Below are 25,163 nucleotides of genomic sequence, written 5' to 3' on the forward strand. Positions count from 1 at the left end.
CCAATCTTATGTTTTACGCATATAAGCTTTTACAGTAAGCGGTGCAAATATAGCAACAATTACTGCTGCGCCAATCAAGGAAATGGCAAAATCCGCTCCAATCGTCCCGGTATTAGCCAGCTCGCGCACCGCATTGACCAAATGAGAAACCGGATTGATGCTGGCAAACCAATTAAGCCAATTCGGCATCGTTTCGACCGGCACGAAGGCGTTGGAAACGAAGGTGAGCGGAAACAGAATAAGCATCGATATTCCCTGTACGCTTGAAGCCGTACGTGCAATAACGCCAAAGAAAGCGAAAATCCAGCTAATTGCCCAGGAGCATGCTATAACGAGCAGCGCGGCGAGCGCGACATGCTCCAGACCGCCTTCAGGCCGATAGCCCATAATATACCCCATTGTAAAGGTCAGCACTGTGGCAATTGTATATCGGATCGTGTCAGCGAGCAAGGCTCCTGCCAAAGGAGCGATGCGTGCAATTGGCAGTGATTTGAATCGATCAAAAACACCTTTGTCCATATCCTCCCTCAGCTGCACGCCAGTGACAACCGAGCTCGTAATAACAGTCTGGACGAGAATGCCCGGGATAATTACCGGCAAATAATCAAGCACATTGCCCGAAATCGCTCCTCCAAAAATATAGGTAAACATTAACGTAAAAATGATCGGTTGAATCGTTACATCAAATAATTGCTCGGGCGTACGCTTAAGCTTTAGCAGGCCGCGATAAGCCATCGTGAGCGAGTTGCGGACCGATTGCCCAAAGCTGGCATATTTTTTTAGGGCTCTTCCTGAGCCGGAATGGATTGCTGCGTGTTTCATCCGATTGCCTCCTTCGATACCTTCGATTCATTCGATTCATTCGTTTGCTCAGATGACTGCTGGGCATTGGCCGCAACACCATGCCCCGTCGTTGCTAGAAATACTTCGTCAAGCGTCGGCTTCTGAACGCTTAATTCGGCAAGCCTGATTCCCTCCTCGCGAATCGCGATCAACAGGTCTGCAACTCTGTCCGCATCCGCCATCGGAGCCGTGAACTTTCCGGCTTCCGCTGACAGGCTTGCTTCCACCTTAAGCACTCGCTCGATAATTTGCCGGGCCTTCTCGCTCTGCAGCGGATTTTGCACCCGCAGATGGAGCGAGGACATGCCTACAGAAGCTTTCAGCTCATCCACCGTGCCTTCCGCCACGACTCGCCCGTGATCGATGACCGCAATTCGGTCAGCCAATTGATCTGCTTCGTCAAGATATTGCGTCGTCAGCAGAACGGTCGAGCCCGTCTTCACCAGCCGACGTATTGTCTCCCACATTTGCGTTCGCGTTCGTGGATCAAGCCCGGTCGTTGGCTCGTCAAGGAAAATAAGCGGCGGCTGAGCAATCAAGCTTGCTGCAAGGTCTAGCCGACGACGCATGCCGCCCGAAAAGTTTTTCAGCGGTCGCTTGGCCGCTTCCATTAAACCGAACTCCTCCAGCAGCTCGCTTGCTTTACGACGAGCTTCGGCGCGCCCTAGCCCGAGCAATCTCGAGAAAATAAGCAAATTTTCAATTGCGCTTAGCGATTCATCCACTGAGGCGTATTGACCCGTTACGCCGATCAATTGCCGAACAACATGCGGCTCCTTGGCTGCATCATGTCCAAAAACACGGACCGTTCCCGCATCCGGCCGCAGCAGCGTAGCAAGCATGCGGATCGTAGTCGTTTTGCCCGCACCGTTCGGCCCCAGCACGCCATAAATCGTGCCTGCACGGACCTGTAGATTTACGCCGTCTACCGCGCGTTTATCACCGAATGCTTTTACGAGCCCATCAGCTTCGATTGCCCATTGTCCATTCCATTTGTCTGTCATTGCAATTCCTCCCTTAATGGTTTAGGACGATCATAAAGCACAATTATGAACTGAATTTGAATTAAGCAGATTTTTTTGCAAACAAAAAAGCAGCGAGTGGATTTGCCGCTTAAAGCGATACTCGCTTTAAGATTGTCATTGCATTTTAAAGTTGAATCATTTATTATGGATAACACAGGTCCATATTGTCAATGTTATTGAGACGAAAGGAGGAAACTTGCAGATCAACTGAGAAAAAGAAAAACAAAGGCTTGGTTGATAAAGTTATAAACCGCAAAGTAAGCAGGAAGTGATGATTTTTTTGCATTATAATCATGGATATTATTTATCCATAATTAATTGTTTTGGTGAGTTAACTACAGAAGCTTGGGGGAAAAATGAATGATCGATCTAAATAATATTAAGCGCGGGCCAATCATGTTTGCTCTAATTATCGGCATGTTTGTCGCTGGTTTGAACGAGACGTTAATGGGTAATGCTCTTCCTGAATTAATGAAATCGTTTGGTGTGTCTGCGGCAACAGGCCAGTGGCTATCCACCGCCTATATGCTCGTTGTTGGCGTGCTTGTTCCAGTAACGGCAATGATGCAGCAATGGTTTACGACTCGGCAAATATTTCTGTCGGCGATGTGTTTGTTTCTCTTCGGCACGGTCATCTCGGCGGCGTCGCCGGAATTTGCTGTGCTGCTGGTCGGGCGAATTATTCAAGCGATAGGAACTGGCATGCTGATGCCGCTTGTAATGAACGTTATTATGACGATTTATCCGCCGGAAAAACGCGGAGGCGCGATGGGGATGTTCGGGCTTGTCGTTATGTTCGCACCAGCGATTGGCCCTACGCTATCGGGCTTAATCGTCGATGCGCTATCATGGCGCTGGCTGTTTTACTTTGTAATCCCGTTTGTACTGCTCTCCATTATTATAGGAGCTGCCTTCTTAAAAAATGTGACGGAGGTCAGCAAACCGCGAGTGGACCTCTTATCGATCTTGTTGTCAACGATCGGCTTCGGCGGCATCGTTTATGGGTTTAGCCGTGCTGGTGAACACGGTTGGTCGGAACAGGAGGTTATCTGGACAATTGCTGCGGGCAGTGCTTCCTTGTTGCTGTTCGTTTGGAGGCAGCTATTTTTAAAGCAGCCTGTCATGGATTTGCGGGCGTTTCGGTATCCGACATTTGCGCTTGTCTCGATGCTAATGTTTGTGCTCATGATGACTTTTTTCTCATCCGCGATCATGCTTCCTATGTTTATGCAAGGCGTGCTTATGGTAACAGCCTTCAAATCAGGTTTGATCCTGCTTCCTGGCGGGATTGTGAATGGGCTCATGGCTCCAATCTCAGGTAAGCTGTTTGACAAGTTTGGGCCCCGCATAACGATCATCCCCGGACTGACCATTACTGTTATTTCGTTGTGGCAGTTCACCCGTTTCGACGAAGCGACGAGCACTGGTGTCCTCATCACTGTTCACATTGCATTGATGATTGGCATTGCGCTAGTCATGATGCCCGCACAGACAGCAGGGCTCAACCAATTGCCAAGCCATCTGCACCCGCATGGGACAGCGATCTTGAATACACTGCAGCAGGTATCCGGCGCAATCGGCACTGCCCTATACATCAGTATTATGTCGAGCGGACAGAAGCATTACTTAAGCGGAGCAAGCGATCCGCAAGCTCCGACGGAAATCGCTAGTGGTCTTGCAGTTGGCATCAACAATGCGTTCTGGTTTGGCAGCATTATCGCTCTCGTAGCGCTTGTACTCGGTCTCTTTCTTCGTAAAGGCAAACCGATTGAGCATGAGCAGCAGGCAGCAAAATAAATCATACAGCCCCATTAGAGCGCTCTAATGGGGCTGTATGGTCACTCATACACTTCAAATTCTGATAGCTGCGCCGCTGACCATGCGCTGTTGGCGTAGATGCTTAATCGAATATATTTAGCCTCGGCAGCTGGCTCCAGTATAAGCTCGACCTCATTGCCCGATGCCGGATCATAGGTGATCGAGCCGCGCGGATACAAGGTTGTGTAGTCTGTTCCATCGATGCTGCCAAGCAGCTCGATTTCCTGGGTGCGCGCTTCCCAGGCGTCCTGCGGCGGCAGCCTTAGCTTAACCTTGCGAACCTTGATCGCACTGTCCAGCTCGAGCGTTAGCGATTGAGGAAAACGGTTAGCTGTACTTTCCCAATACGTAAATGGATCGCCATCAACAGTCAGCTCCGCCGCAAAGGCATCTGCTGTAATCGAGCTTGCTGTTGCCCGCTTGCCCAGTGCCGCATTTACCTCAGCTGGGCGCTTGGCAAAGTGCTCCGCAGCTTCGCTTGGCTGATCGCTGCGAACGAGCGCAACATAGCCTACCTTTGCACCTTTTATTTCAGAGACGTAGTCAAAGCTGACATAGTCGCCTGCCTCGCTTGCGACCAGCTCAGCGATTTTTCTGCCATTGGCTTCATAGGCCGTTGCCACGGTATGCGCCCAATCCGCCTGCTTTTTAATTTTCAAGCTCGTATCTGAGCCGATCGGCTGATAAACCCGAATTTGATCAGCAGCGCGCAGCTCTACCAGCAAATGCTCGCCCGCATCCAGCTCCAGCCCGTTGTATACCGTATAGTGGCCTGCTCTCACTGCATCATCTGCCGAGGAAATATGAAAGCCGCCCGGTGCCAGCTCAACCTGCTCATTCAAAGCATAGCTCTGCTCCTTGCTCCAATTGGCCGTAACGGTGTAGCTTTCAAACTTCGTTTCGCTCACATCGGGTGCTGGCTGCTGAAAGCTGACGACTCGTTCATCAGCATAACGGGCAAGCACATGCTTTTGCAGCACCCCTGCCGCATCGACCCATGGATTCGTTACACCATGATAGAGGTCGACGCTCAAGTTATAGCCCATAGCCGCATTCCAACGCAGCATATCGAGATTGTCCGTCATCGTTTCGCCAGCCAAATTATGATGATATTGCATCACCTTGTCGCGCAGCAGCATGCCAGACAGCGGATAATATTCGGTGTAGGTTGCCGTATTTTTACGATAGCCGAGCACATCCCACAAATAAGTCGAGCCCATAAACCCGATGCTGTTGTCTGCCAATACATCTGTACCGTCCTCCATGTACAACGGGTGCTTTAGCTGCTCAACGTAACGGCGAAGACCGGCAAAATAAGCCGTCGATGGGTCTGTGCCTTCAGGTATAGCGGGATTAAACACATATGGAGAATTGCGAATGCCCCATTGATCCTCGAAGATGCCGTCAAAGCCAGCCTCTTCAATCAGCTTGCGATGCTCCTCTGCTGTTCGCTCATAAAAAAACGGGTGCCCTGTATTGACCACATAGCCACTATGCGGACCGTAGTCCTCCTGTACAATCGTTCCATTTTCCCGATTCACCATTAGCTCTTGCAGCGTTACGCCGTCAGGCAGCTTTTTTAGTGTAGGCGCATTAATTCCCCACCAGCTCATATTCGTATAAGGCACCACGATGTTGCCTGCTGCCTGCGCACGCTTGACGAAATCAGTAAATGCCGCTTCTCCGCCCCACTGCGGATCTGGCGGCAGAAAGTCAGGATAGTTCTCATCATGTCCGCCCTGCTGGAAAGCAACCAAATGAATCATGCCGCTGTAGTTGAGCTTGTCAACATAGTTGTCCGACAAGTGTTGCCAGCTCGCATCCTTTAGCGCAGAAATATCTGTTTTGTAAAGCGGCAGTTCATAGTATTGCTCTGCATGGTCGCCAAGCTTGGCTGCAAGCGAGCGATACTGGTCGATGCCATTCTGTTCGCGGTAGCTGACAATTGACTGCTCGTAATCGCCGCCCAGCTCAACGACTACCTTCGCGCTTTTCCACTTCTGGCCTGGCTCGATCCACGTTTTGTAATTGTGAACGAACGAGGTTTTTCCCGGATCTTGAAGCTGATGCTTGAAGCCGAGCTCCGTCATCAAAATCGTCTCATCATGCACATCATACATCGCCATGCCGCCAAGCTTCGTGTCGATTGCTAGATAGGAGGCAAACATAACTCCAGGGTATTGATCGGCAAATGAATTATGCTCCGTAAAAAACGCTCCTTTCAGCTTGGCGCCTGGAAGCATAGGCAGCATGCCATCGTGCACAATCTCCTCGTCTACCTTCAGCTCATTCGGAAAACGAACGCTCTTAATCACCTCGCTGCTACTATTTTCAAGTGAGGCCTGCAGCTTTATCCGCTGCGGCTCAGCAAACGAGATGCGGATTTCTACAGGCAGCGGATCCTCGTAGGAGAGTTGAAGCTCCCGCTCCGCTTGCTTCCATTTGTAGCTGAACGAGGCTGCTTCCGCGCTCTGGATAGAGCTGGTTTCGCCGAGCAGGACATGCCATAGAGACGCATTGCCAACAGAAAGCGGCTGCTCGCTTCCTTGCTGCTTTACGTAGGCAATGCCGCCGTTTTGTCTGGAGAAGGCAATCTCATATTGATCATGCTTGACGATTAGCTGCTGCTCAGCTTCTATAAACTTCACCATACTGCGCTCATTCCTTATCCCAATCAAATAGGCGATGCCGATTGCCAGCACCAGGCAAACAGCACCGATCAACATCATCCACCGCCGAGTCAAACGAAGCTTTTTCATTATACTCACCGTCCACATTCAGCTCATTTAATAGAAAAGCAGGGCTGCCCGTGTAGATGCTCTCTACAATCGAGCAGCACTGCTCTGCTTAGCTCTCGCTATAGTGAATAGCTATGGCTGAATCGTATCGTAAAATTTTTCTTGCATGAATTTGGCTGCCGAATCAAGCTGCTCCTGCATGTTGACGCCTTGCTTGGAGAATACCTCTTGAATAACGTTAGTCATCGCACCATAGTAATCCTGTGTATTATATTGCGATTCCGGCTTGCCATCGATCAAGCTCAATGTTTCCTGATTGTACTGGTAGACGTTGTCGTACTTTTTGAACAGCTCTGTTACTTTTTGGCCGTATTCAGAATCTGCTTTGTAATACTGCAGTACAGCAGGCACGAAGTATTTATTTTCATTTTTGCGATCTTGAATGTTGCGCTCCAGTGATTCAAGCCCTTTATCGGAGAAATAATCAAAGGTCGCGTAATGGAAAGCAATTTCCTGCTCATCCTTCGTTGCATTAGGATTAATGACGAGGAAGTCTCCGCCAAGCACGCCGTAATGCTTGCCGCCTTGCTCATAGGCAGGGATCGGATAAACTAAAATATCCTCCAGCCTCATGCCGCCTTGATTCAACGCTTGATCAACAGGGCCGTCAGGTCCGGCAATGACCATCGCTGTGCGACCTTGAGCAAATGCACCGACTGCATCGCCCCAGTTAAGCGCCCAGTCCTGCGGAATCGCATTAGCTTCCCATTTCAGCTTGTTGTAGTATTCCAGCGCCTTCAAGCCAGCCTCGGAATTGAAAATCGCCGTTACCTTGCCGTCAACCACCTGCTGGATATCGCCGCCAGCAGTAAATAAGAAATTCGTCCAGTTCCAGCCTGCGTCATTCGTTCTGCCCATCGGCGCAATTCCGGAAATACCCGCATCCGGATCAGCAACCGCCTGCGCTGCCTGCAGCATGTCATCCCAAGTCCAATTATATGGCGGGATAGCTACTCCTTTTTCGTCTAGCATCTTTTTGTTGACGACAACCCCTGTCGGGTAGCCTTGCTGCGCAATGCCGTAAATACGTCCATCCACCATGAACAGATCCTGCAGCACCGGATTCATTTGATCCTTGAACTCATAATTGTTGAACAGCTCAGTAATATCGGCTGCCCAGCCCTTTTCCGCTAAAAATTTGCCCTCTGACGCATACGTATTAAATAATGTTGGAGCTTCGTTGGCTCCCATTTTGATGCCGATCTCGCTCGGGTTGTACTGCCAGTCGCTCTTAACAATTTCTACATTCGGAAATACTTCATTAAAGCGTCTGATTTTATCGTCCTCCAGCGCGCGATCCTCCACGCGATCCGGTGTAGGATAATAAACGCTAATCGTTACCTTCTTCTGAGTAATATCCTCCTCTGCCGGTGGTTCTGAAGCATTATTGGCCGGAGGCGTTGTCGTGTTGTTATTGTTGGCTGGAGTATTCGCACCGTTGTTGCCGCTGCAAGCTGTAGCAACAAGCACAAACGCCAGCAATGCAGTCAGCATAAATGAAAATTTACGCATTTGTATTTCCCCTTTTCTCGATAATTTTTGCTACACGCTCATCATAATGGAACAGCATGCCAAGCGCGATGTGCATCTCTATGCTGATCATGTGCAAATCTATGCTTTGGCTGAGCCTGCCGATTACCTGCCGATTTACGCTCCATTAGCCCTTTACCCCGCCCATATACAAGCCTCTTAATATAAACTTCTGGAAGAACAGGAAGATCACTATTGGCGGCAGCATCACAATCGTAAGAATCGCAAATTTAATATTCATATCCAGACGGCGTGCATTCAGCACAAAGTCTTTAATCGCAACAGAAAGCGGTTTATTTTCCTGGCTTAAAATAAAGCTCGGCCAAAACCAGTCATTCCACGCTGTCGAGAACAGAAAGATCGCAAGCGTGGCAAAGATCGGAATCGACAGCGGAAAGGCAATTTGGAAAAAGGAGCGCAGCTCGGATGCGCCATCAATCCGCGCAGACTCGAAAATTTCAACATGAATGCCATCAATAAATGTTTTCAGCAGCAGCAAGAAAAACGCATTGGCGCCGGCAGGCAGCCAAATTGCCGCAAAGGAGCCCATTAAGCCCAAATCCTTCAGGTTGATAAAGTTGGGGATCATATAGGTTGTTGCCGGAATGAACAAGGTCATAAGAAAGTAGTAATAAATGCCTTTCTTGAACGGAACCTTCATCTTCGACAGCGCATAGGAAGCAAGCCCAAGCACAACAACGGTAACGAGCATATTGCCGACGAACAAAATAATCGTATTTCTAAAGTAAAATGGCAGGTCGATATAATTCCAGGCCTTTATATAGTTTTCAAAATGCCACTCCCGCGGAAAGAATGTAGGCGGAAATGAGTTGACCTCCGTATTCAGCTTCAAGCCGTTAAACATAGAGATTAAAATCGGGTAAATCATACAGCACATCATGGCCACTACGAGTACATTCATCGCATAGTAGCCCCATCTGGTTGCTGGCTTCTGCAAATCATAGCTGGACATTATGCCACGCTCATGCGATTTCATCCTTGGACGCCTCCTTTGTTGTTCACGCGATACTGAATAACTGCCAATATGCTTAATGCGAGGAACATCAGCACGCCAAGCGCCGAGGCTACACCATAGTCCTGTCTAACAAAGGCATACTTCACAATAAGCAACGCATACGTAAGCGTTGCGTTATTCGGTCCGCCGTCCAGCATCGCATAATGAGTTTGAAAGCCTTGTGAGGTGGAAATAAGCTGAAGCATAAGCAGCAGTACAATTTGATTGCGAATTGCAGGCAGCGTAATATGGCGAATGCGCTGCCATATGCCTGCACCATCAATTTCCGCTGCTTCATACCAGTCTCGCGGCACGCTTAAAATTGCCGCCAAATAAATGAGCATGGCCGAGCCAAAGCTTTGCCATGTTTCCATAATGACGATCGAAATCATCGACCAGCTGCGATCAACCATAAAGTTGATTTGCCCAATTCCGATTGCCTTAAGCAACGCATTGATCGGACCTACCGGATCGTAAAGCCAGCGCCATACGCCATACAGCACGACGAATGGCACAACATAGGGCAAGTAGGCGGCAACGCGGGCGAAGCCTTGAAACCTTCGCATTTCCGAAATGCATAGCGCAAACAAAATCGGCACCCAGAAGCCGATTGCCAGCGCCAGCCCCATATAGTAGAGCGTGTTTTTAACCGATGTCAGCACGTCCGGATCGGAAAATATCGCCTTGTAATTATCGAATCCGACAAAGGAGTCGCCCTTTACAAAATCGACGTAGTAAAAGCTATTCAGCACCCCTTTAAAGATAGGAAGCCACAAAAACAGCGTAAAGGTCGCCAGTGCGGGCAGGACGAATAAAAATCCCCATAAATAGCCCTTGCTCCATCCTGACCGCTGCTTTTGCGGCTTTGCCAGCGTTGATTGTACAGCTTTGATTTGCTCCATAATGCAGTCCCTCATTCCTTTTTGTGCGTTTCTATCGTTCATTTTAGATAAAGGAGCGAGGCAATACGATGTGCGAATCTATCGGAATGATAGGCGTTTTTACTTCTTCATTTCAGAAGGACTCATGCCGTAATATTTTTTGAAAATTTTGCTGAAATGCTCCGGGGACTCATAGCCGACACGCTCCGAAATTTCATAGCGCCGCAAATCCGTTTGCAGCAGCAGGCGCTTGCTTTCCTCCATCCGCAGCTTGACGACGTACTCCCATAGATTGTAGCCGCTAATCTTTTTGAACAGATAGCTCAAATAGTTGGGGCTGACATGGTTTTTTTGCGCAATTTCGTTTAAGGTCAAGCCCTTTTGCGCATAGTTTTGTTCAATGTAGCTGCGGCAGCGCTCGACAATCATATTATTTTGCTTCGTAATTTCCGCTTCATCAGGCTCGCTGTCTCCGTACAGCTCCCATTTAAAATCGCCGAAATAAAACACGTAATGATCTGGAAATCTGCGACTCCAGGCTAGCGCTTTATCTGCTTGATCAGCCATTTCCTTCATAAATTCAAGCCCTTTGAAAATTTGGCTGATGCCGATGACTGCCGACAAGCCTAAATATTTTTCAATATTATGCTGCAGGCTGCGGCCGATCATCTCTAGCTGATTGACCTTGTCCGCACTGGCATCGCCATACTGCTGCTCGCTCCACTGCACGAGGGTAGCAATAGGCTGCTCTGCCTCCTGGTACGTGCAATGATCCCATTGCTCATTAAGCAGCTCCTCGGCAATGTTCATTGCTGCGTAGTGCAGCAGCTGCCCGTCCTGCACAGAATTCAGCCGCTTGCTGCTGGCCAGATCAAGCTTAAGCTTCATCATAGCAAAATACGGCCCGCTAACTATCGTGCTATATTGCAGGGCAAGCTCATGCGTAATTTCCGCGCGCTCCTTTTCGTCCGCCGTAACCAGTCTGCCAAGCAGCCGCGCGCGCTCAGGCGAAGGCTGCTGCATCCGAAAGCTGTCGTTAAACTGTGAAAGAATTTGCTCCTGACTATGCTCTGCCCGGCTCCTGTGCAGCAGCACATCGCGAATCGAAGCCAGCAGCTGCTCGCTGTTCAACGGCTTGATCAAATAGTCCTTCGCTCCCAGCCGCATGGCCTGCTGCGCATACTGGAACGTTTCATGGGCGGATATAACAATAACCTGAACCCATGGCTTAATAATTTTGGCCTGCTGCATCAATTCAATGCCGCTCATCGAGCCCATCTGGATATCGGTAATCAACAGATCAATCTGCTCCATCTTTAAATAGTCGAGCGCTTCATAGCCGCTATGGGCTGTATAAATATGATCGATGCTAATGCCGGACGCCGCCAGCAGGCTGCTTAGTCCTTCACAAATTAAAGGCTCATCGTCAACGATCAGTAGATTGTACATCCATCATCATCCTCTCTCTGCTCATTTCTCCAATTCATTACCATCATCCGCCTGCTCGTACGTTGCAGGCAGTACAATGATCGCAACCGTCCCTCCGCCCTCGCGATGACGATAGCGCAAGCCGTACATATTGCCAAAATGCAGCTGAATGCGCTGATGAATGTTGCGGATGCCGTAGCCCAGCTTCGGATTGGCTTCCTCCTCGTACAGCAGCTGCTCAATTGCGGCAATATTCGTTTGCTTGTAGCCATTGTCCTCCACCTTGATCGTGACACGCTCGCCAGTCAGCTCCGCGGAAATGGCAATTTCTCCATCCTCGCCCATTTGCTTGACGCCGTGAATCATCGCGTTTTCGATAAGCGGCTGCAGTGTAATTTTCGGAATGCGAACCCGCTTGACTGGATCGGGAATATCCCAGCTTACCTGGAACTCGTAGGCATAGCGCTTTTGCTGCAAATTTACGTAAGCATTGGCATGCTCAAGCTCCTCCTCGAGCGAGATCAGCTCCTTGCCGCGGCTAAGCCCTATCTTCATCAGCTTGGACAGCTCCTTGATCATTTCCGATGTTTCATGCGTGCCTTCAAGCGTGCTTTTCCAGTAAATGCTTTCAAGCGTGTTGTACAGCAAATGCGGATTGATTTGCTGATAGAGCAGCTGAAGCTGCGCTTCCTTCGCCTTTAAGTCCATGCGGTACTTGTAATGGATAAGCGCATTCAGCCTGCGCGCCATATCGTACAAGGCGGCCATTAGCACGCCGACCTCATCATTGCGCAGCTTGGACGGCGTTTCCGGCACTAGCCTGCCTGGCTCATACGTTCTTACAAAATAAGCGAGCTTTTGCAGCGGCCGCATTAACGAGCGCCAAAAGTAGACGAGCATGATGCAGCCGAACAGCAAATAAGCGATCGAAATAATTTGGATGACGCGCTTCAGTTCATTTTGCTGCTTAAGCAGCGACTTGGCGGGAATCTCGTAAATGAGCCGATGTCCCGAGCGCTCATGCTGGCTCATAATATAGATGAAATCGGAGGTAATCAAATCACTGGTCCAGTATATGTCATCAAGATTAAGCTCCTGCTTTGACTCATTAGGCTGCAGCAGCTGCTGCGGCACATCGAGCTGCTCGCCAATCCGTGCGGCGTCAGTAGAGCTCAATATTCGGTTAGTGTCATCAACATAATGAATGATTCCTTCCGGCAAGGACACGGATTGCAGCGACTCTGCTAACTTTATATCCATTTTGATGGCAACGAGCACTCCTAGAAATTGCTTGCCGTTGCTTACATTGCCAACTGCACGAATGTAGGCCAGCGTATTAAATTGGCTATGGCCGACTCGGTAAGGAATGATGTCCATATAGCCGCTGCCGCGCATGCTAATCGCATCGTCATACCATGACGGCTTCGTGCTGTCGTTAAAAAAGCGAACGCCCGACTGCTGGAATTGCTGTCGCGGTACAAAAAAGTAATCATCATGCGGATCGTATATGTACAGCCAGTAATAGACGGCCTCCCCTCCATTTAACGGGATCGAATAGCTGGCCAGCAAGCGGTCAAGACTGTCGTATTTGCGAACACGCTCGATGACGCTATCGTCTGTGTTAGGCGATAGCTGCTGGGTAATCGGATTGTGAATAATCGTTGAGGTGATTTTGCCTACGTTGTCAATGTCGCGATGGATGAGCGTATGATTTTGCTTAATCAGCTCGACATAGGCATTCGTCACATGATTTTTCAGCAGCTTCTCCGCCTCATAGTTTCCATACCAATGCAGCAGCAAAATCGGACTTACCATTAACAAAAACAATAAAACCAGCTGCTGCTTCATATTCATGCGAGTCAGCGGATTGATATGAATTAGGCGCATTGCGGATCTCCTGTCGTTATATTTGGTCCTGAAAGCCAGCATTTTTGAACACTTACTTGTAAGTGAAATATATCAAAAAAACAACCTGTGCAGTGTAGCTAATATTACGCATTTCACGGTTATGCCGGGTAAAGATGCGTAGAAATACACATTACCTGCACGCAGCTAAAGCACATAAAGCATAATATTGCACATAAAAATCGTAGCTTTGCATATTCAGCCACCCTCGACCGATAGGCTATGCTGGTTAGGCAAGCATGTATGCGCTTGCAAATTTGATAGGAAAGGATGAATGGAATGAGCAAAAAGCTCAAGTCATGCTGGTTTTCGTTTATTGCACTTATTATGCTGCTCGCGCAGCTTGCCGTACCTCCCGCTTTCGCCGCTGAAGCGAACCACAATCTCGCATTAGGCAAGCAGGTTACTGCAAGCGGGTACACAGATGTCTATGAGGCAAGCCATGTAACAGACGGTAATTCAAGCACGTACTGGGAAAGTCCAAACCATGCATTTCCGCAATGGCTTCAGGTTGATCTAGGCTCGACTGCCGAGCTCGAGCAGCTCGTGCTTAAGCTGCCTGCCGGTTGGGAGGCGCGCACGCAAACGATCGAAGTATCGGTCAGCGAAGATGGAACAAGCTACTCGACGATTGTCCCATCCAGCGCGTTCACCTTTCAGCCCGCAAGCGGCAATCTCGTAGCGCTGCAGCTCGAAGCGGTTGCTGCCCGCTATGTAAAATTAAGCTTTGCCAGCAATACGGCCTGGCCGGCAGCCCAGCTTTCCGAGCTGGAGGTATATGGCTCATCAGTACAGCAGCCTGAGCCTTCCAACGTTTATCAAGCCGAGCAAGCCAGCCTATCGGGCGGGGCCAAGATCAACAATGATCATAGCGGCTACAATGGCAGCGGCTTTGTTGACGGCTACTGGAATCAAGGCGCAGCTACTTCATTTACCGTTAATGCTCCGGCAGCCGGCAGCTATGACGCCATCCTCCGTTACGGCAATGCGACAGACGGCAGCCGCACGCTCAGCCTGTATGTCAATGGCAGCAAGCTTAAGCAAACGACCTTGCCTAATCTTGCAAGCTGGTCTTCATGGGCAACCGTAACCGAGCAAATAACATTGCAGGCGGGCAGCAACACGATTGTATTTCAGTATGATGCAGGCGACACGGGCAACGTCAATCTCGACCAGCTTGCTCTTACACCGTCTGTTGCACCTACTGCAACGCCAACTGCCACACCTACGGCGACACCAACACCTGCGCCGACAGCGACGCCTACACCTACTCCTACTGCGACGCCGACTGCTACACCGACTGCTACACCTACGACTTCACCTACCGCGACTCCGCCTGCGGGCAGCAATATTGCCCTGAACAAACCGATCACCGCTTCCTCAACTGTACACACCTTTATAGCCAGCAATGCCAATGATGGCAGCACCACGACGTATTGGGAAGGCGGAAGCAGTCCAAGTCAGCTTACTGTCGATCTTGAGGCGGAATATATTATTAGTTCGGTTGTTGTGAAGCTGAATCCTGCTCAAGCATGGGGAGCTCGCACACAAACAATCGAAGTGCTGGGCAGCAGCAACAATACAGCATTCAGCAGCCTTGCAGCCGCTCAGCCTTATTCGTTTAACCCGGACACAGGAAATACTATCACGATTCCTGTATCAGCTACCGTGAAGCAGCTGCGATTAAATATGCTTAGCAACACTGGTGCGCCAGCCGGGCAGGTTGCCGAGCTGGAAATATACGGGACGCCAGCGCCAAACCCGGATCTGATCATAAGCACTGTGACATGGACGCCAGCTTCACCAACGGAAACAAGCGATATCGTCCTGCACACGACAGTGGAAAATATCGGCAGTCTTGGCTCGCCCGCTACTGAAGTCAGCTTCTATGCGGACAATTCCTTGCTTGGCAGCGCTCCAGTTGGCGCTTTGTCTGCCCAGTCATCGCAAGTAGTGTCGCTAAACATTGGCAGCAGACATGCTGGCAGCTACACGATTAGCGCGATCGTTGATGAAAGCAAGCTTGTTAACGAGCAAAATAAAAGCAACAACAGCTTTACGAGCAGCTCGCCGCTTACCGTCAATCCAATTGCAAGCTCTGATTTGGTTGCGACTGCTGCCTGGAACCCTGGTAGCCCAAGCAATGGAGATCAGGTTTCCTTCATCGTTCATATAAAAAATCAAGGCAACATCGCCTCTGGAGCTGGTCCGCATCAGCTGAGCGTTTCATTGAAAGACAGCAGCGGTGCAGTTGTTCAAGCCTGGAGCGGCTCCTATCAGGGCGTGCTTGCTGCTGGTGCAACGGCAACCGTCAATATTGGCAGCTGGACAGCAGTTGATGGCAGCTACACTGTTACAACAACCGTTTCAATCGACAGCAACGAAGCCGAGCTTAAGCAGGCCAACAATACGAGCAGCACCAGTCTTTACGCCGGACGCGGCGCTAATATGCCGTTTACTGTGCTTGAAGCCGAGGCAAGCTCCAATACGACCAACGGAACCATCCTGGCGCCTAACTTCAAGCCTGGAGATTTTGCAGGGGAGGCTTCAGGACGCTCAGCTGTATATCTTGATGCGCAGGGAGAATATGTGGAGTTTACACTAACTGCTCCGGCAAATGCCTTCGTTTTGCGCCATGCGGTAGCTGAAAACACATCAGGAACAATCAGCCTTTATGTAGACGGCGTTGACAAAGGCAGCTTCAATGTCAGCTCCAAATACGCCTATGTATACGCCACGCCTAGCACGCTGGGACAGCTTGGCTACAATAATGATCCGGGGCCTGGCCTGACAGCTTACTGGCTGTATGAGGATGCTCAGCTGCTGCTCGATCAGGTGTACCCTGCCGGCACAAAAATTAAAATTCAGAAGGACGCAGGCGATGTGCCGTGGATCTACGTAGATATGCTGGAAACCGAGCATGTTGCGCCAGCCGCGCAAAATCCCGATCCGGCAAAATATGTCGAGGTTTCAGCTACGAAATCAATTGAGCAGGCACTGAATGAATTTAGACAGGATAGTACGAAGAAAGGCATTTTCATCCCGGCGGGCGAGTGGGAAATTAGCAACAAAATTTATTTGTATGGCCGGGCTACAGAAATAATCGGCGCCGGTCCATGGCATACGAAGCTGGTTGCACCGCAGAATCAGACCAATACGGATGTTGGCTTTAACATTGGTTCCTCTGCTAACGGCTCAACCATTAAGGATTTATCCGCTTGGGGCAACTATGTGTACCGCATCGATGGGCCAGGCAAATTTATCGATGGCAACGGCATGCAAAACGTGACTGTGCAAAATCTGTGGGTGGAGCATTTCATTTGCTTATATTGGGGTGTCAATTCCTCCTACAACACCTTTAAAGACAATCGAATCAAAAATACGTTCGCCGATGGCATTAATATGACAAACGGCTCCTCCTACAACGTGATCGACAACAACTACTCGCGCGGGGCCGGCGATGACGCCTTCGCCTTGTTCAGCGCGATCGACTCAGGCGGCAGCTACAATGTCGGCAATCAGTACATCAACTTGACCGCAACCTGCGTCAGACGCGCAGCAGCCTTCGCTGTTTACGGCGGCTCTGGCAATCTATTTCAAAATCTGTATGCGGCGGACACATTAACCTACCCGGGCATTACGATTAGCAGCTTAAGCTTTGGCTACAATACGTTGGGCTTTGGCGATCAAGACACCGTCATTGACGGCGCGACGCTCGATCGAACAGGCGGGGATTTCTGGACCAGTGTAGGCGCGGATGACAAAATCAATGAGTATCAAAACTTTGGAGCAATCTGGTTTCATGGCGGCGACCGCACCTTCAAAAACATCGTCGTCAAAAATATCGATATTAACAATCCGGTCTACTTCGGCTTAATGTTCCAGACAAAATCACCAGAAAATTTGGCAATGGAAAATGTACGCGTCGAAAATGTAAACATTAATAACCCTGGCCGCTACGGCATCAAGCTCGTCGTAAGAGCCGAGCAAGGCCAAGGGCCGGCTAGAGGTGAAGCAAGCTTTAAAAATGTGAAAATCCATCAACCAGGCGTCGCACCAATCTACGGCGAGCAAGGCAGCCCGAACTTTAACATAATTCGCCTCGAAGGCAACAACTGGTAAACAGCGTTACGGAGCTAAGCATCCTCCAGTCAGCGCTCCGGAGCAATGCATCCTACAGTCGCTTTTTAAATCGTAATGCTCCTGTTTTAAATTTTTATAGGTTGCATTACGATGTTAAAGGCGACATACTTCGTTTTTCGGATGCTTTGCTCCTCCGCTGGTGTCTTTTTTCTTGACTGTTAAACTTCGATGTTGAATAAACCCCAAAGTTCTTTCAGCGCTCCGGAGCTAAGCATCCTCCAGTCGCTTTTTAAATCGTAATGTTCTTATTTGAATTTTAATGGTTACATTACGATGTTAAAGGCGACTCACTTCGTTTTTCGGATGCTTTGCTCCTCCGCTGTAGCTTGTTAGGCTTCCAGGAAGCAAAAAGCTTGGACGCTAGTAGAAAATGAGGAGCGCAGCGTAGGCACAAGCCACGTGAGCACCTCAAATGTTTTCGCAGAAAACATACTTCGTAAGCATAAGCCTTCGCTAGCGTTCAAGCTTCGCCGTCGAATCCGCTACAACGAAATAACATCGTCATCAAAGTCGTGCTTGTTAAACTTCCACTTCAAATGGAGGTTTAAAAACTGGGCTTTCAGGACCAAGAAGATGGCACGTTACTAGAAGGCGAGGAGCGCAGCGTAGGCAAAAAGCTACGTGAGCACCGCAGCCTTCGGTAGCGTGACATATTCGCCGTCGACTAAGCTACAACGCACAGCATCGTCATCAAAGTCGGGCTTTTTAAACTACTTTTCAAATAGAGGTTTAAAAAGCTCGGCTTTCAGGACCAAGAAGATGGCACGATACTAGAAGGCGAGGAGCGCAGCGTAGAGCAGGGCTACGTGAGCACCGCAGCCTTCGGTAGCGTGACATCTTCGACGTCGAATATACTACAATGCAATATCATCGTCATCAAAGTCGGACTTTTTAAACTACTTTTCAAATAGAGGTTTAAAAACTGGGCTTTCAGGACCAAGAAGCTTGGACGCTAGTAGAAAATGAGGAGCGCAGCGTAGGCAGAAAGCTACGTGAGCACCGCAGTTTTCGCTAGCGTTCAAGATTCGACGTCGAATACACTACAACGCAATATCATCGTCATCAAAGTCCAGTTTTTAAACTACCTCTCTCTCATTTGAACCAGCCTTTTTCTTTGAAACGCGTTATTGCCTCAATCCTATTACTCACTCCGAGCTTTTCCAATATCGTTGAGATATAGTTTCGTACTGTACCCGTGGACAAAAACAGCTCGCTGGCGATTTCCTTCGTGTTTTTCCCGTCAGCAACTAGCCCTAGCACCTCCTGCTCACGCTCGGTAAGCGGATTGTCCCCACCACTGTAGGCTTCGTCCATCAGCTCGGCATCGTAGATGCGCTTGCCTTCCATGACGCTGCGAATTGATGTTGCCAGTTCCTCAGAAGGGCTATCCTTCAGCAGATAGCCGAATACTCCTGCTTTCATCGCCCGCTCAAAATAGCCAGCTCTGGCAAAGGTCGTTAAAATGATCACTTTGCAGTCGCTGCCCTTCAGTTCCTCGGCTGCTTCCAGCCCGCTCTTGATCGGCATTTCAATATCCATAATACACACATCAGGCTTCAACTGCTCAACAAGCTGCAAAGCTTCTTCACCATTAGAGGCTTTGCCAACAACCTGCATATCATCCTCGAGATCAATAAGCGAGGCCAGCGCCCCCAGCAGCATGCGTTGATCCTCTGCAATAACAATATTTATCATGTTATCGACTCCTTCATAGGCTGGCGAACTGCATTTGGTACTGCTATATGCAAGCTTGTACCGTTGTCGCCAGAAATCATGAGTGTTCCATTAACAAATTCCAAGCGCTCTTTCATACCTCGCAGCCCGTTGCCGCTTTTTCTATCCTGCTTGTCGCCTAAACCAATACCGTTATCCTCGACCGTCAAATGCACCTCATCGGCGGTAACCTCAATCGCAATGCGACAGCGCGTAGCTTCACTATGCTTCACTACATTCGTTACGGCTTCCTTCATGCACATGCAAAGCACATTTTCAGCCAGCAGCGCAGTAGATTGCAGACGCGGATCGCCTTCCAGCACCAAATCAATTTGAGCAGCAGACAGCATTTGCCGAACATTGTTGACCTCATCCTCTAGGCTTGTGCCGCGCATTTTTGTAACCAATTCACGCACTTCCTTTAAAGCAATGCGAGCCGTCTGCCTAATGTCCTTAAGCTCTCTTTCTGCTTTATCCAAATCCTTATGCAGCAGCCTGCCTGCCAAATCGCTTTTAAGCCCGATCAAGCTTAGCTTCTGCCCGACCGTATCATGCAAATCACGCGAAATTCGCTGCCGCTCCTCCAGCTTCACCAGCTCAGAAATCCGCTTATTGGCATGCTCAAGCTCATCTTCAAGCTGATCCTGCTTCTTCTGATTGTAAGTATTGAAAGGCAACAGAATAACTACAACTAGACAGATTAAGATAAACGGAAACTGCGTGAAAAAGATTTGTCTCTGTGTAGCCAGACCGTAGTTGACCGTTATAAAGGTGGTGGCCAAATGAATAATGTACAGCGTATAAAATCCCGCTTTATTTTTAATATTGCCAATAAAAAATGCAAGAAAGATGGAAAAGTACACATAGCTGAAAACAAGGGTCATAACCATTGAAATTACAATTTGCATACTTGTCCATACATATACCGGCCAACCCTTCGACAAAAAGGCCAGCACGTAAAAGATGAAGAACGCTATGATCAGAATCGTCCCTGTTACAACCTGCATCGTCGATGACAGGCCGAATATGAAGTAAAACGGCAATATGCAAAAGACCAGCCAAATATACGGCGACAGGCCTGTGCCTTTGTGGAAGGTTTGGTACCATTTATCCATACAAGCCCCCCTAGAGGTAGTTTAAAAAGACGGACTTTGATGACGATGATTTGCTACGTAGCTTAGTCGGCGGCGAATATGTCACGCTACCGAGGGCTCCGGTGCTCACGTAGGTCTATCTACGCTGCGCTCCTCGCCCTCTAGTATCGTGCCATCTTCTTGGTCCTGAAAGCCCGGCTTTTTAAACCTCATTATTGGAAATTTAAAAAGCCGGACTTTGATGACGATGATTTGCTACATAGCTTAGTCGGCGGCGAATATGTCACGCTACCGAGGGCTCCGGTGCTCACGTAGGTCTATCTACGCTGCGCTCCTCGCCCTCTAGTATCGTGCCATCTTCTTGGTCCTGAAAGCCCGCCCTTTGAAGTTTAAGTTGTTGTTTTTAGTGTATCATAGATAAGCTGCTTCGTCCGTATTAAGCTGTTTTTGCTTAGCTACAAAGCAAGGGGTTTCTCGTCGGTCATCTGATGACCTTGAGATTCCCCTTGTTTATTGCTATGCAGCTATTTTAATCTAATGCTTTTCAGCTTGCTTTATCGATCGCTAGTGTTTGTTTTGCAGCTAGAAGTCTGCCTTCGCGAAAGCTGACAAAGCGTTTTGTCTGCTCATCCCAAAGTGCTACTTTCAATGATAGCAAGCTTTCCTTCAAGCCAATGGTTGTGGCTTTATGCAGTGGAGGAGTCTCCTCATGCGCGTCCTGCAAGTAATAGTTCGGTACTTTAGGGCTCAAATGATGCACATGGTGGTAGCCGATATTGCCAGTCAGCCATTGCAGCAGCTTAGGCAAGCGATAGAAGGAGCTGCCTTCTACTGCAGCATGCACATAGCTCCATTCTTCATTATGCTCAAAGTAGGAATCTTCAAACTGATGCTGTACGTAAAACAACCATATGCCAAGTGCCCCTGAAATATAGAAGGCTGGCAATTGAATCAGCAGCAGAGCCTTCCAGCCGACAAGCAGAAGCAGAATCCCATACATCGCTACAATTAACACATTCATCAAATACGTGTTAAGACGCTCCTTGCGTTTTGCTCCCTTGCGATTAAAGCGGTATTGAATTAAAAACACATAAAACGGGCCAAGTACAAACATCACAAACGGATTGCGGTACAAGCGATAGCGTAAACGCTGGAATTTGGATGCTTCCTCATACTCCGCTACCGTCATAATCCATAAATCGCCTACGCCGCGCTTGTCAAGATTGCTGCTCGTTGCGTGGTGAATCGCATGCGAGTTTTTCCACTGCAGATAAGGAACATGGGTAATAGTTCCGGTTATAATACCTACAATATCATTGGCACGCTTGCTGCTAAAAAACGATCCGTGACAGCAATCATGAAAAATGATAAAGGTGCGAATAATGAAAAATCCGCTAACAATTGCTAATGGTAATGCCAACCAATACGAGATTGACAAGCTGAAATAAGCAGCAGCCCATAAAGCAACAAGCGGAATTAGTGTATTGCATAATTGTCCAATACTAATGGACTTCGTTGTTTTCTCAAATTTCTGCACGCTTTTGCGAAGCTGCAGCTGCCTAGGGTCTTGCATAAGCTCCCTCTCCTTTAGTTTGCAGCAGCCAAAGCTTAAGCAGCTACAAAGATGTAATCGTTCCTGTTAATAATATAATTGTAACTGCTTTCTCATCCAGTTGTAAGTCATAAACGTAAGGAAGACGACATGACAAATGTCATGTCGTCTTCAAAAAGAAAACAAGAAGCCTGGGCGCTAGTAGAAAGCGAGGAGCGCAGCGTAGGCACTTACTACGTGAACACCGCAGCTTTCGCTAGCGTCCAAGATTCGCCGCCGACTAAGCTACAACGCAAAACCGCGTCATCAAAGTCCAGCTTTTTGAACTACCTCTCCAATAAGCGTTCAAAAAGCTGGGCTTTCAGGACCAAGAAGCTTGGACGCTAGTAGAAAGCGAGGAGCGCAGCGTAGGCAAAAAGCTACGTGAGCACCGCAGCTTTCGCTAGCGTCCAAGCTTCGCCGCCGACTAAGCTACAACGCAATTACATCGTCATCAAAGTCCAGCTTTTTGAACTACCTCTCCAATAAGCGTTCAAAAAGCTGGGCTTTCAGGACCAAGAAGCTTGGACGCTAGTAGAAAATGAGGAGCGCAGCGTAGGCACTTACTACGTGAGCACCGGAATTTTCGCTAGCGTCCAAGATTCGCCGCCGACTAAGCTACAACGAACAACATCGTCATCAAAGTCCAGCTTTTTGAACTACCTCTCCAATAAGCGTTCAAAAAGCTGGGCTTTCAGGACCAAGAATATGGCACGATACTAGAAAGCGAGGAGCGCAGCGTAGGCCAATTGCTACGTGAGCACCGCAGCTTTCGGTAGCGTGACATATTCGCCGCCGACTAAGCTACAACGAACAACATCGTCATCAAAGTCCAGCTTTTTGGACTTCCGCTAAAATGCCCATTCACCTTTGCGGAATACGGGGACAACCCCCCCATCCGCTTGAATCCCGTCAATGTCCATTTCTGCTGAGCCAATCATAAAGTCATTATGCGTAATGCTTTCGTTGACGCCATGGGCTGCCAGCTCCTCTGGCGACATTTGCTTGCCGCCTTCAATGTTGAAGGCATAGCCGCTGCCAATTGCCAAATGGTTGGACGCATTTTCGTCAAACAGCGTGTTGAAGAACAGTATGCCCGACTGTGAAATCGGCGAGCGATGCGGCACGAGCGCCACTTCGCCCAAATAATGCGAGCCTTCATCAATTTCGATCAGCTTCGCCAAAAATTCCTCGCCTTGCTTTGCTTCATAGGCTACTATGCGCCCATTTTCAAATGTAATTTTGAACTCATCGATTACATTTCCGCCATAGCTAAGCGGCTTGGTGCTCGATACATAGCCGTTGGTACCGTCACGGTAAGGGACAGTAAATACTTCCTCTGTCGGCATGTTCGCCATAAAGATATGTCCCTGCGCATTTTCACTGCCAGCCGATACCCATACATGCTTGTCATCAAGCTCAATCGTCAGGTCCGTGCCTGGCGCGCGATAATGCAGCTTTTTGAAGCGATAGTTGTTGAGCGCCACTGCCTTTTCGTGCAAATTAACGTTGTGCTGCTGCCAAGCTGCGATCGGGTCTGGCGTGTCCAGACGAACAGCCTTGAAAATTGCATCCCACAGCAACGCAACGGCTTCCTCCTCGGAAGCTTGCGGGAACACCTTTTTCGCCCATTCAGCTCCTGCTGCCGCTACAACGGTCCAGCTTACTTTATCAGATTGAATGGCACGTCTAAATTCAACAAGCTTCGTGCCTGACGCTTTTTGGAAAGCTGAAATGCGGTTTGAATCAATTCCTTTCAGCAAATCAGGGCTCGACGACACAAGCGAAACGAATGCTGCGTTGTTGTCTACAAACTCCTTACGTTTGTCAGCCTCCCAGTCAGGAAAGTAGCTGAAAATTTCCTCTGCCGCCTTTGTATACTTTAAGCGGGACAATTTATCGTCAATCCAGTCGACGTGAACATTGCTTGCTCCCGCCTCATAGGCTTCTTCAGCAATCAAACGAACAAGCTCCGCCTGATCCACTGCCCCCGTTACAAATACCGGCTGTCCCGGCTGCACATTAACGCCAACCTGAACAATAAGCTTCGCATACTTCTGCAACTGCGCTTTCCAATCCATTGTCATATGTACATCTCCTTTAAAATCAGATCATTACCACGTTTTAGTATGATCAACAGCTGACCTCTCTATTATAGCACTGATTAAATCTGCAATGCAGCTTCTTCGTAAATGCACGCTCTTTGCTTACAGCAGCGCAAGTTATTAGACTTAAGCTTATAATATTCCTTGACAGGAATATTCCTGTTGAGGTATATTGTAAATGTAAGCAAGAGGCACTGCTAAAACGAGGTGATGGCACCGAATGACGAATAACACAACGACATTTAGCGCTCTGGCAGAGCCCAACCGATTACGCATCGTGGATTTACTGGCGGGAGGCCCCCTATCCGTGGGCGAGATCGCGAAAAGTCTGCAACTAAGGCAGCCTCAAGCGTCCAAACATTTGCGCGTCCTATTGGAAGCCGGCCTGGTGGAAGTCGAAGCGGAAGCAAATCGGCGGAACTACAAGCTTCGAATTGAGCCTTTGAAAGAACTTGATGAATGGTTGGAGCGTTACCGGCGGATCTGGAACGAGCGTTACGACAACTTAGAGCGATATTTGCAGCAACTGCAAGTGAAGCCAAAAGAATAAGAACCCAAAATTCGAGGAGGAACAAACAATGACAAATCAAATGTTGAGCAAAGTTGAAGGAAACGTATTGACTCTGGAGCGCGTTTTTAACGCTCCTCGCGAGCTTGTATTCCAAGCATTCTCCGAAGCCGAGCATCTGAAGCAATGGTGGGGGCCAAGCGGCTGGTCCATTCCAGTATGCAACGTCGACTTCCGCCCGGGCGGCATCTGGCATTACTGCATGAAGTGCGAAGACAAGGCGCAAGGCGATTTCTACGGCATGGAGTCTTGGGGTAAAGCTATCTACAAGGCAATCACAACGAACGAGCAGATCGAATACACCGATTACTTCTCCGATAGCGAAGGCAATGTTTCGGCAGATATGCCTTCAACGAATGTCATCCTACAGTTCGTGGAATTCGAAGGCAAAACAAAGCTAATCAACCAAGCGACTTACGCATCCGCCGAAGCACTGCAACAGGTGTTGGATATGGGCATGGAGCAAGGCATCACGGAAACTTGGGATCGTCTGGAAGGGCACCTGCAGAGCGCTCAATAAGTGAAATAATAACCGCATACCGGTTTTCATGATGGATAGTTACACTTGAACTAATCAGTCTGTTTTTTCAAGGGAGCAAGTCGCCGCGGCGACCTGCTCCCTGTATTGGTTGAACTAACGTCTCCCGTTAGTTTCATCTTCAATACTTTATTTTCATGAAACACCCTGCTGCTTGTACGTGAAGCT

Annotated in this window: 16 protein-coding genes; 4 read left to right on the forward strand and 12 right to left on the reverse strand. The window is 48.8% G+C overall.

Annotated features, from left to right (window positions below; translation table 11 throughout):
* Positions 1–6 precede the first annotated feature (6 nt).
* Together KJS52_RS17580 and KJS52_RS17585 are read right to left on the reverse strand one after the other, a co-directional pair.
* A complete protein-coding gene (locus KJS52_RS17580) occupies positions 7–822 on the reverse strand; it encodes an ABC transporter permease (protein ID WP_213517727.1) in 816 nt (271 codons plus the stop codon).
* Positions 819–1,847, reverse strand: a complete 1,029-nt coding sequence (locus KJS52_RS17585) for an ATP-binding cassette domain-containing protein (protein ID WP_213517729.1) — start codon at positions 1,845–1,847, stop codon at positions 819–821. Before KJS52_RS17585 ends, KJS52_RS17580 begins: the two co-directional genes overlap by 4 nt.
* A 381-nt stretch (positions 1,848–2,228) precedes the next feature.
* On the opposite strand from KJS52_RS17585, the gene KJS52_RS17590 reads away from it, so the two are divergent.
* Entirely contained in the window at positions 2,229–3,665 is a 1,437-nt protein-coding gene (locus KJS52_RS17590; RefSeq protein ID WP_213517731.1) for an MDR family MFS transporter, read from the forward strand.
* A gap of 41 nt (positions 3,666–3,706) precedes the next feature.
* Here the strand turns inward: KJS52_RS17590 and KJS52_RS17595 are convergent, their stop codons facing one another.
* The 6 genes from KJS52_RS17595 to KJS52_RS17620 form a co-directional block, all read right to left on the reverse strand.
* Positions 3,707–6,445 (reverse strand): discoidin domain-containing protein, encoded by a 2,739-nt coding sequence (locus tag KJS52_RS17595; protein ID WP_213517733.1) that lies wholly within the window; start codon positions 6,443–6,445, stop codon positions 3,707–3,709.
* Between the two features lie 111 nt (positions 6,446–6,556).
* Complete coding sequence (locus KJS52_RS17600) at positions 6,557–7,996, reverse strand: ABC transporter substrate-binding protein (RefSeq protein WP_213517735.1); 1,440 nt, start codon at positions 7,994–7,996, stop codon at positions 6,557–6,559.
* A gap of 145 nt (positions 7,997–8,141) precedes the next feature.
* Positions 8,142–9,011 (reverse strand): carbohydrate ABC transporter permease, encoded by an 870-nt coding sequence (locus KJS52_RS17605; protein ID WP_213517737.1) that lies wholly within the window; start codon positions 9,009–9,011, stop codon positions 8,142–8,144.
* Positions 9,008–9,931 (reverse strand): carbohydrate ABC transporter permease, encoded by a 924-nt coding sequence (locus KJS52_RS17610; RefSeq protein ID WP_246563693.1) that lies wholly within the window; start codon positions 9,929–9,931, stop codon positions 9,008–9,010. The genes KJS52_RS17605 and KJS52_RS17610 overlap by 4 nt, the downstream gene beginning before the upstream one ends.
* A 99-nt stretch (positions 9,932–10,030) precedes the next feature.
* Entirely contained in the window at positions 10,031–11,359 is a 1,329-nt protein-coding gene (locus KJS52_RS17615; protein ID WP_213517739.1) for a response regulator transcription factor, read from the reverse strand.
* 21 nt (positions 11,360–11,380) lie between these two features.
* Positions 11,381–13,225, reverse strand: coding sequence for a sensor histidine kinase (locus KJS52_RS17620; protein ID WP_213517742.1), 1,845 nt, complete (start codon positions 13,223–13,225; stop codon positions 11,381–11,383).
* Positions 13,226–13,522: 297 nt separating this feature from the next.
* On the opposite strand from KJS52_RS17620, the gene KJS52_RS17625 reads away from it, so the two are divergent.
* Positions 13,523–17,365 (forward strand): galactose-binding domain-containing protein, encoded by a 3,843-nt coding sequence (locus KJS52_RS17625; RefSeq protein ID WP_213517744.1) that lies wholly within the window; start codon positions 13,523–13,525, stop codon positions 17,363–17,365.
* 1,113 nt (positions 17,366–18,478) lie between these two features.
* Here KJS52_RS17625 and KJS52_RS17630 read toward each other — a convergent pair.
* From KJS52_RS17630 to KJS52_RS17645, 4 genes are all read right to left on the reverse strand, one after another.
* Entirely contained in the window at positions 18,479–19,081 is a 603-nt protein-coding gene (locus KJS52_RS17630; protein WP_213517745.1) for a response regulator transcription factor, read from the reverse strand.
* Entirely contained in the window at positions 19,078–20,214 is a 1,137-nt protein-coding gene (locus KJS52_RS17635) for a sensor histidine kinase (RefSeq protein WP_213517748.1), read from the reverse strand. The genes KJS52_RS17630 and KJS52_RS17635 overlap by 4 nt, the downstream gene beginning before the upstream one ends.
* A gap of 523 nt (positions 20,215–20,737) precedes the next feature.
* Positions 20,738–21,766, reverse strand: coding sequence for a Delta(5) desaturase DesA (gene desA, locus KJS52_RS17640; RefSeq protein WP_213517750.1), 1,029 nt, complete (start codon positions 21,764–21,766; stop codon positions 20,738–20,740).
* Positions 21,767–22,635: 869 nt separating this feature from the next.
* On the reverse strand, positions 22,636–23,871 hold the full coding sequence (locus KJS52_RS17645; protein WP_213517752.1) for an aminopeptidase: 1,236 nt from the start codon (positions 23,869–23,871) through the stop codon (positions 22,636–22,638).
* A gap of 238 nt (positions 23,872–24,109) precedes the next feature.
* Here KJS52_RS17645 and KJS52_RS17650 point away from each other — a divergent pair, with 238 nt between their 5' ends.
* Together KJS52_RS17650 and KJS52_RS17655 are read left to right on the forward strand one after the other, a co-directional pair.
* Complete coding sequence (locus KJS52_RS17650; protein WP_213517754.1) at positions 24,110–24,439, forward strand: ArsR/SmtB family transcription factor; 330 nt, start codon at positions 24,110–24,112, stop codon at positions 24,437–24,439.
* 28 nt (positions 24,440–24,467) lie between these two features.
* The gene (locus KJS52_RS17655) at positions 24,468–24,977 is read left to right on the forward strand and encodes an SRPBCC family protein (protein WP_213517757.1); all 510 of its coding nucleotides are present in this window, start codon (positions 24,468–24,470) and stop codon (positions 24,975–24,977) included.
* Positions 24,978–25,163 lie beyond the last annotated feature (186 nt).

Origin of the sequence: Paenibacillus montaniterrae (assembly GCF_018403185.1) — a bacterium.
In the GTDB taxonomy this organism is placed as follows: domain Bacteria; phylum Bacillota; class Bacilli; order Paenibacillales; family Paenibacillaceae; genus Pristimantibacillus; species Pristimantibacillus montaniterrae.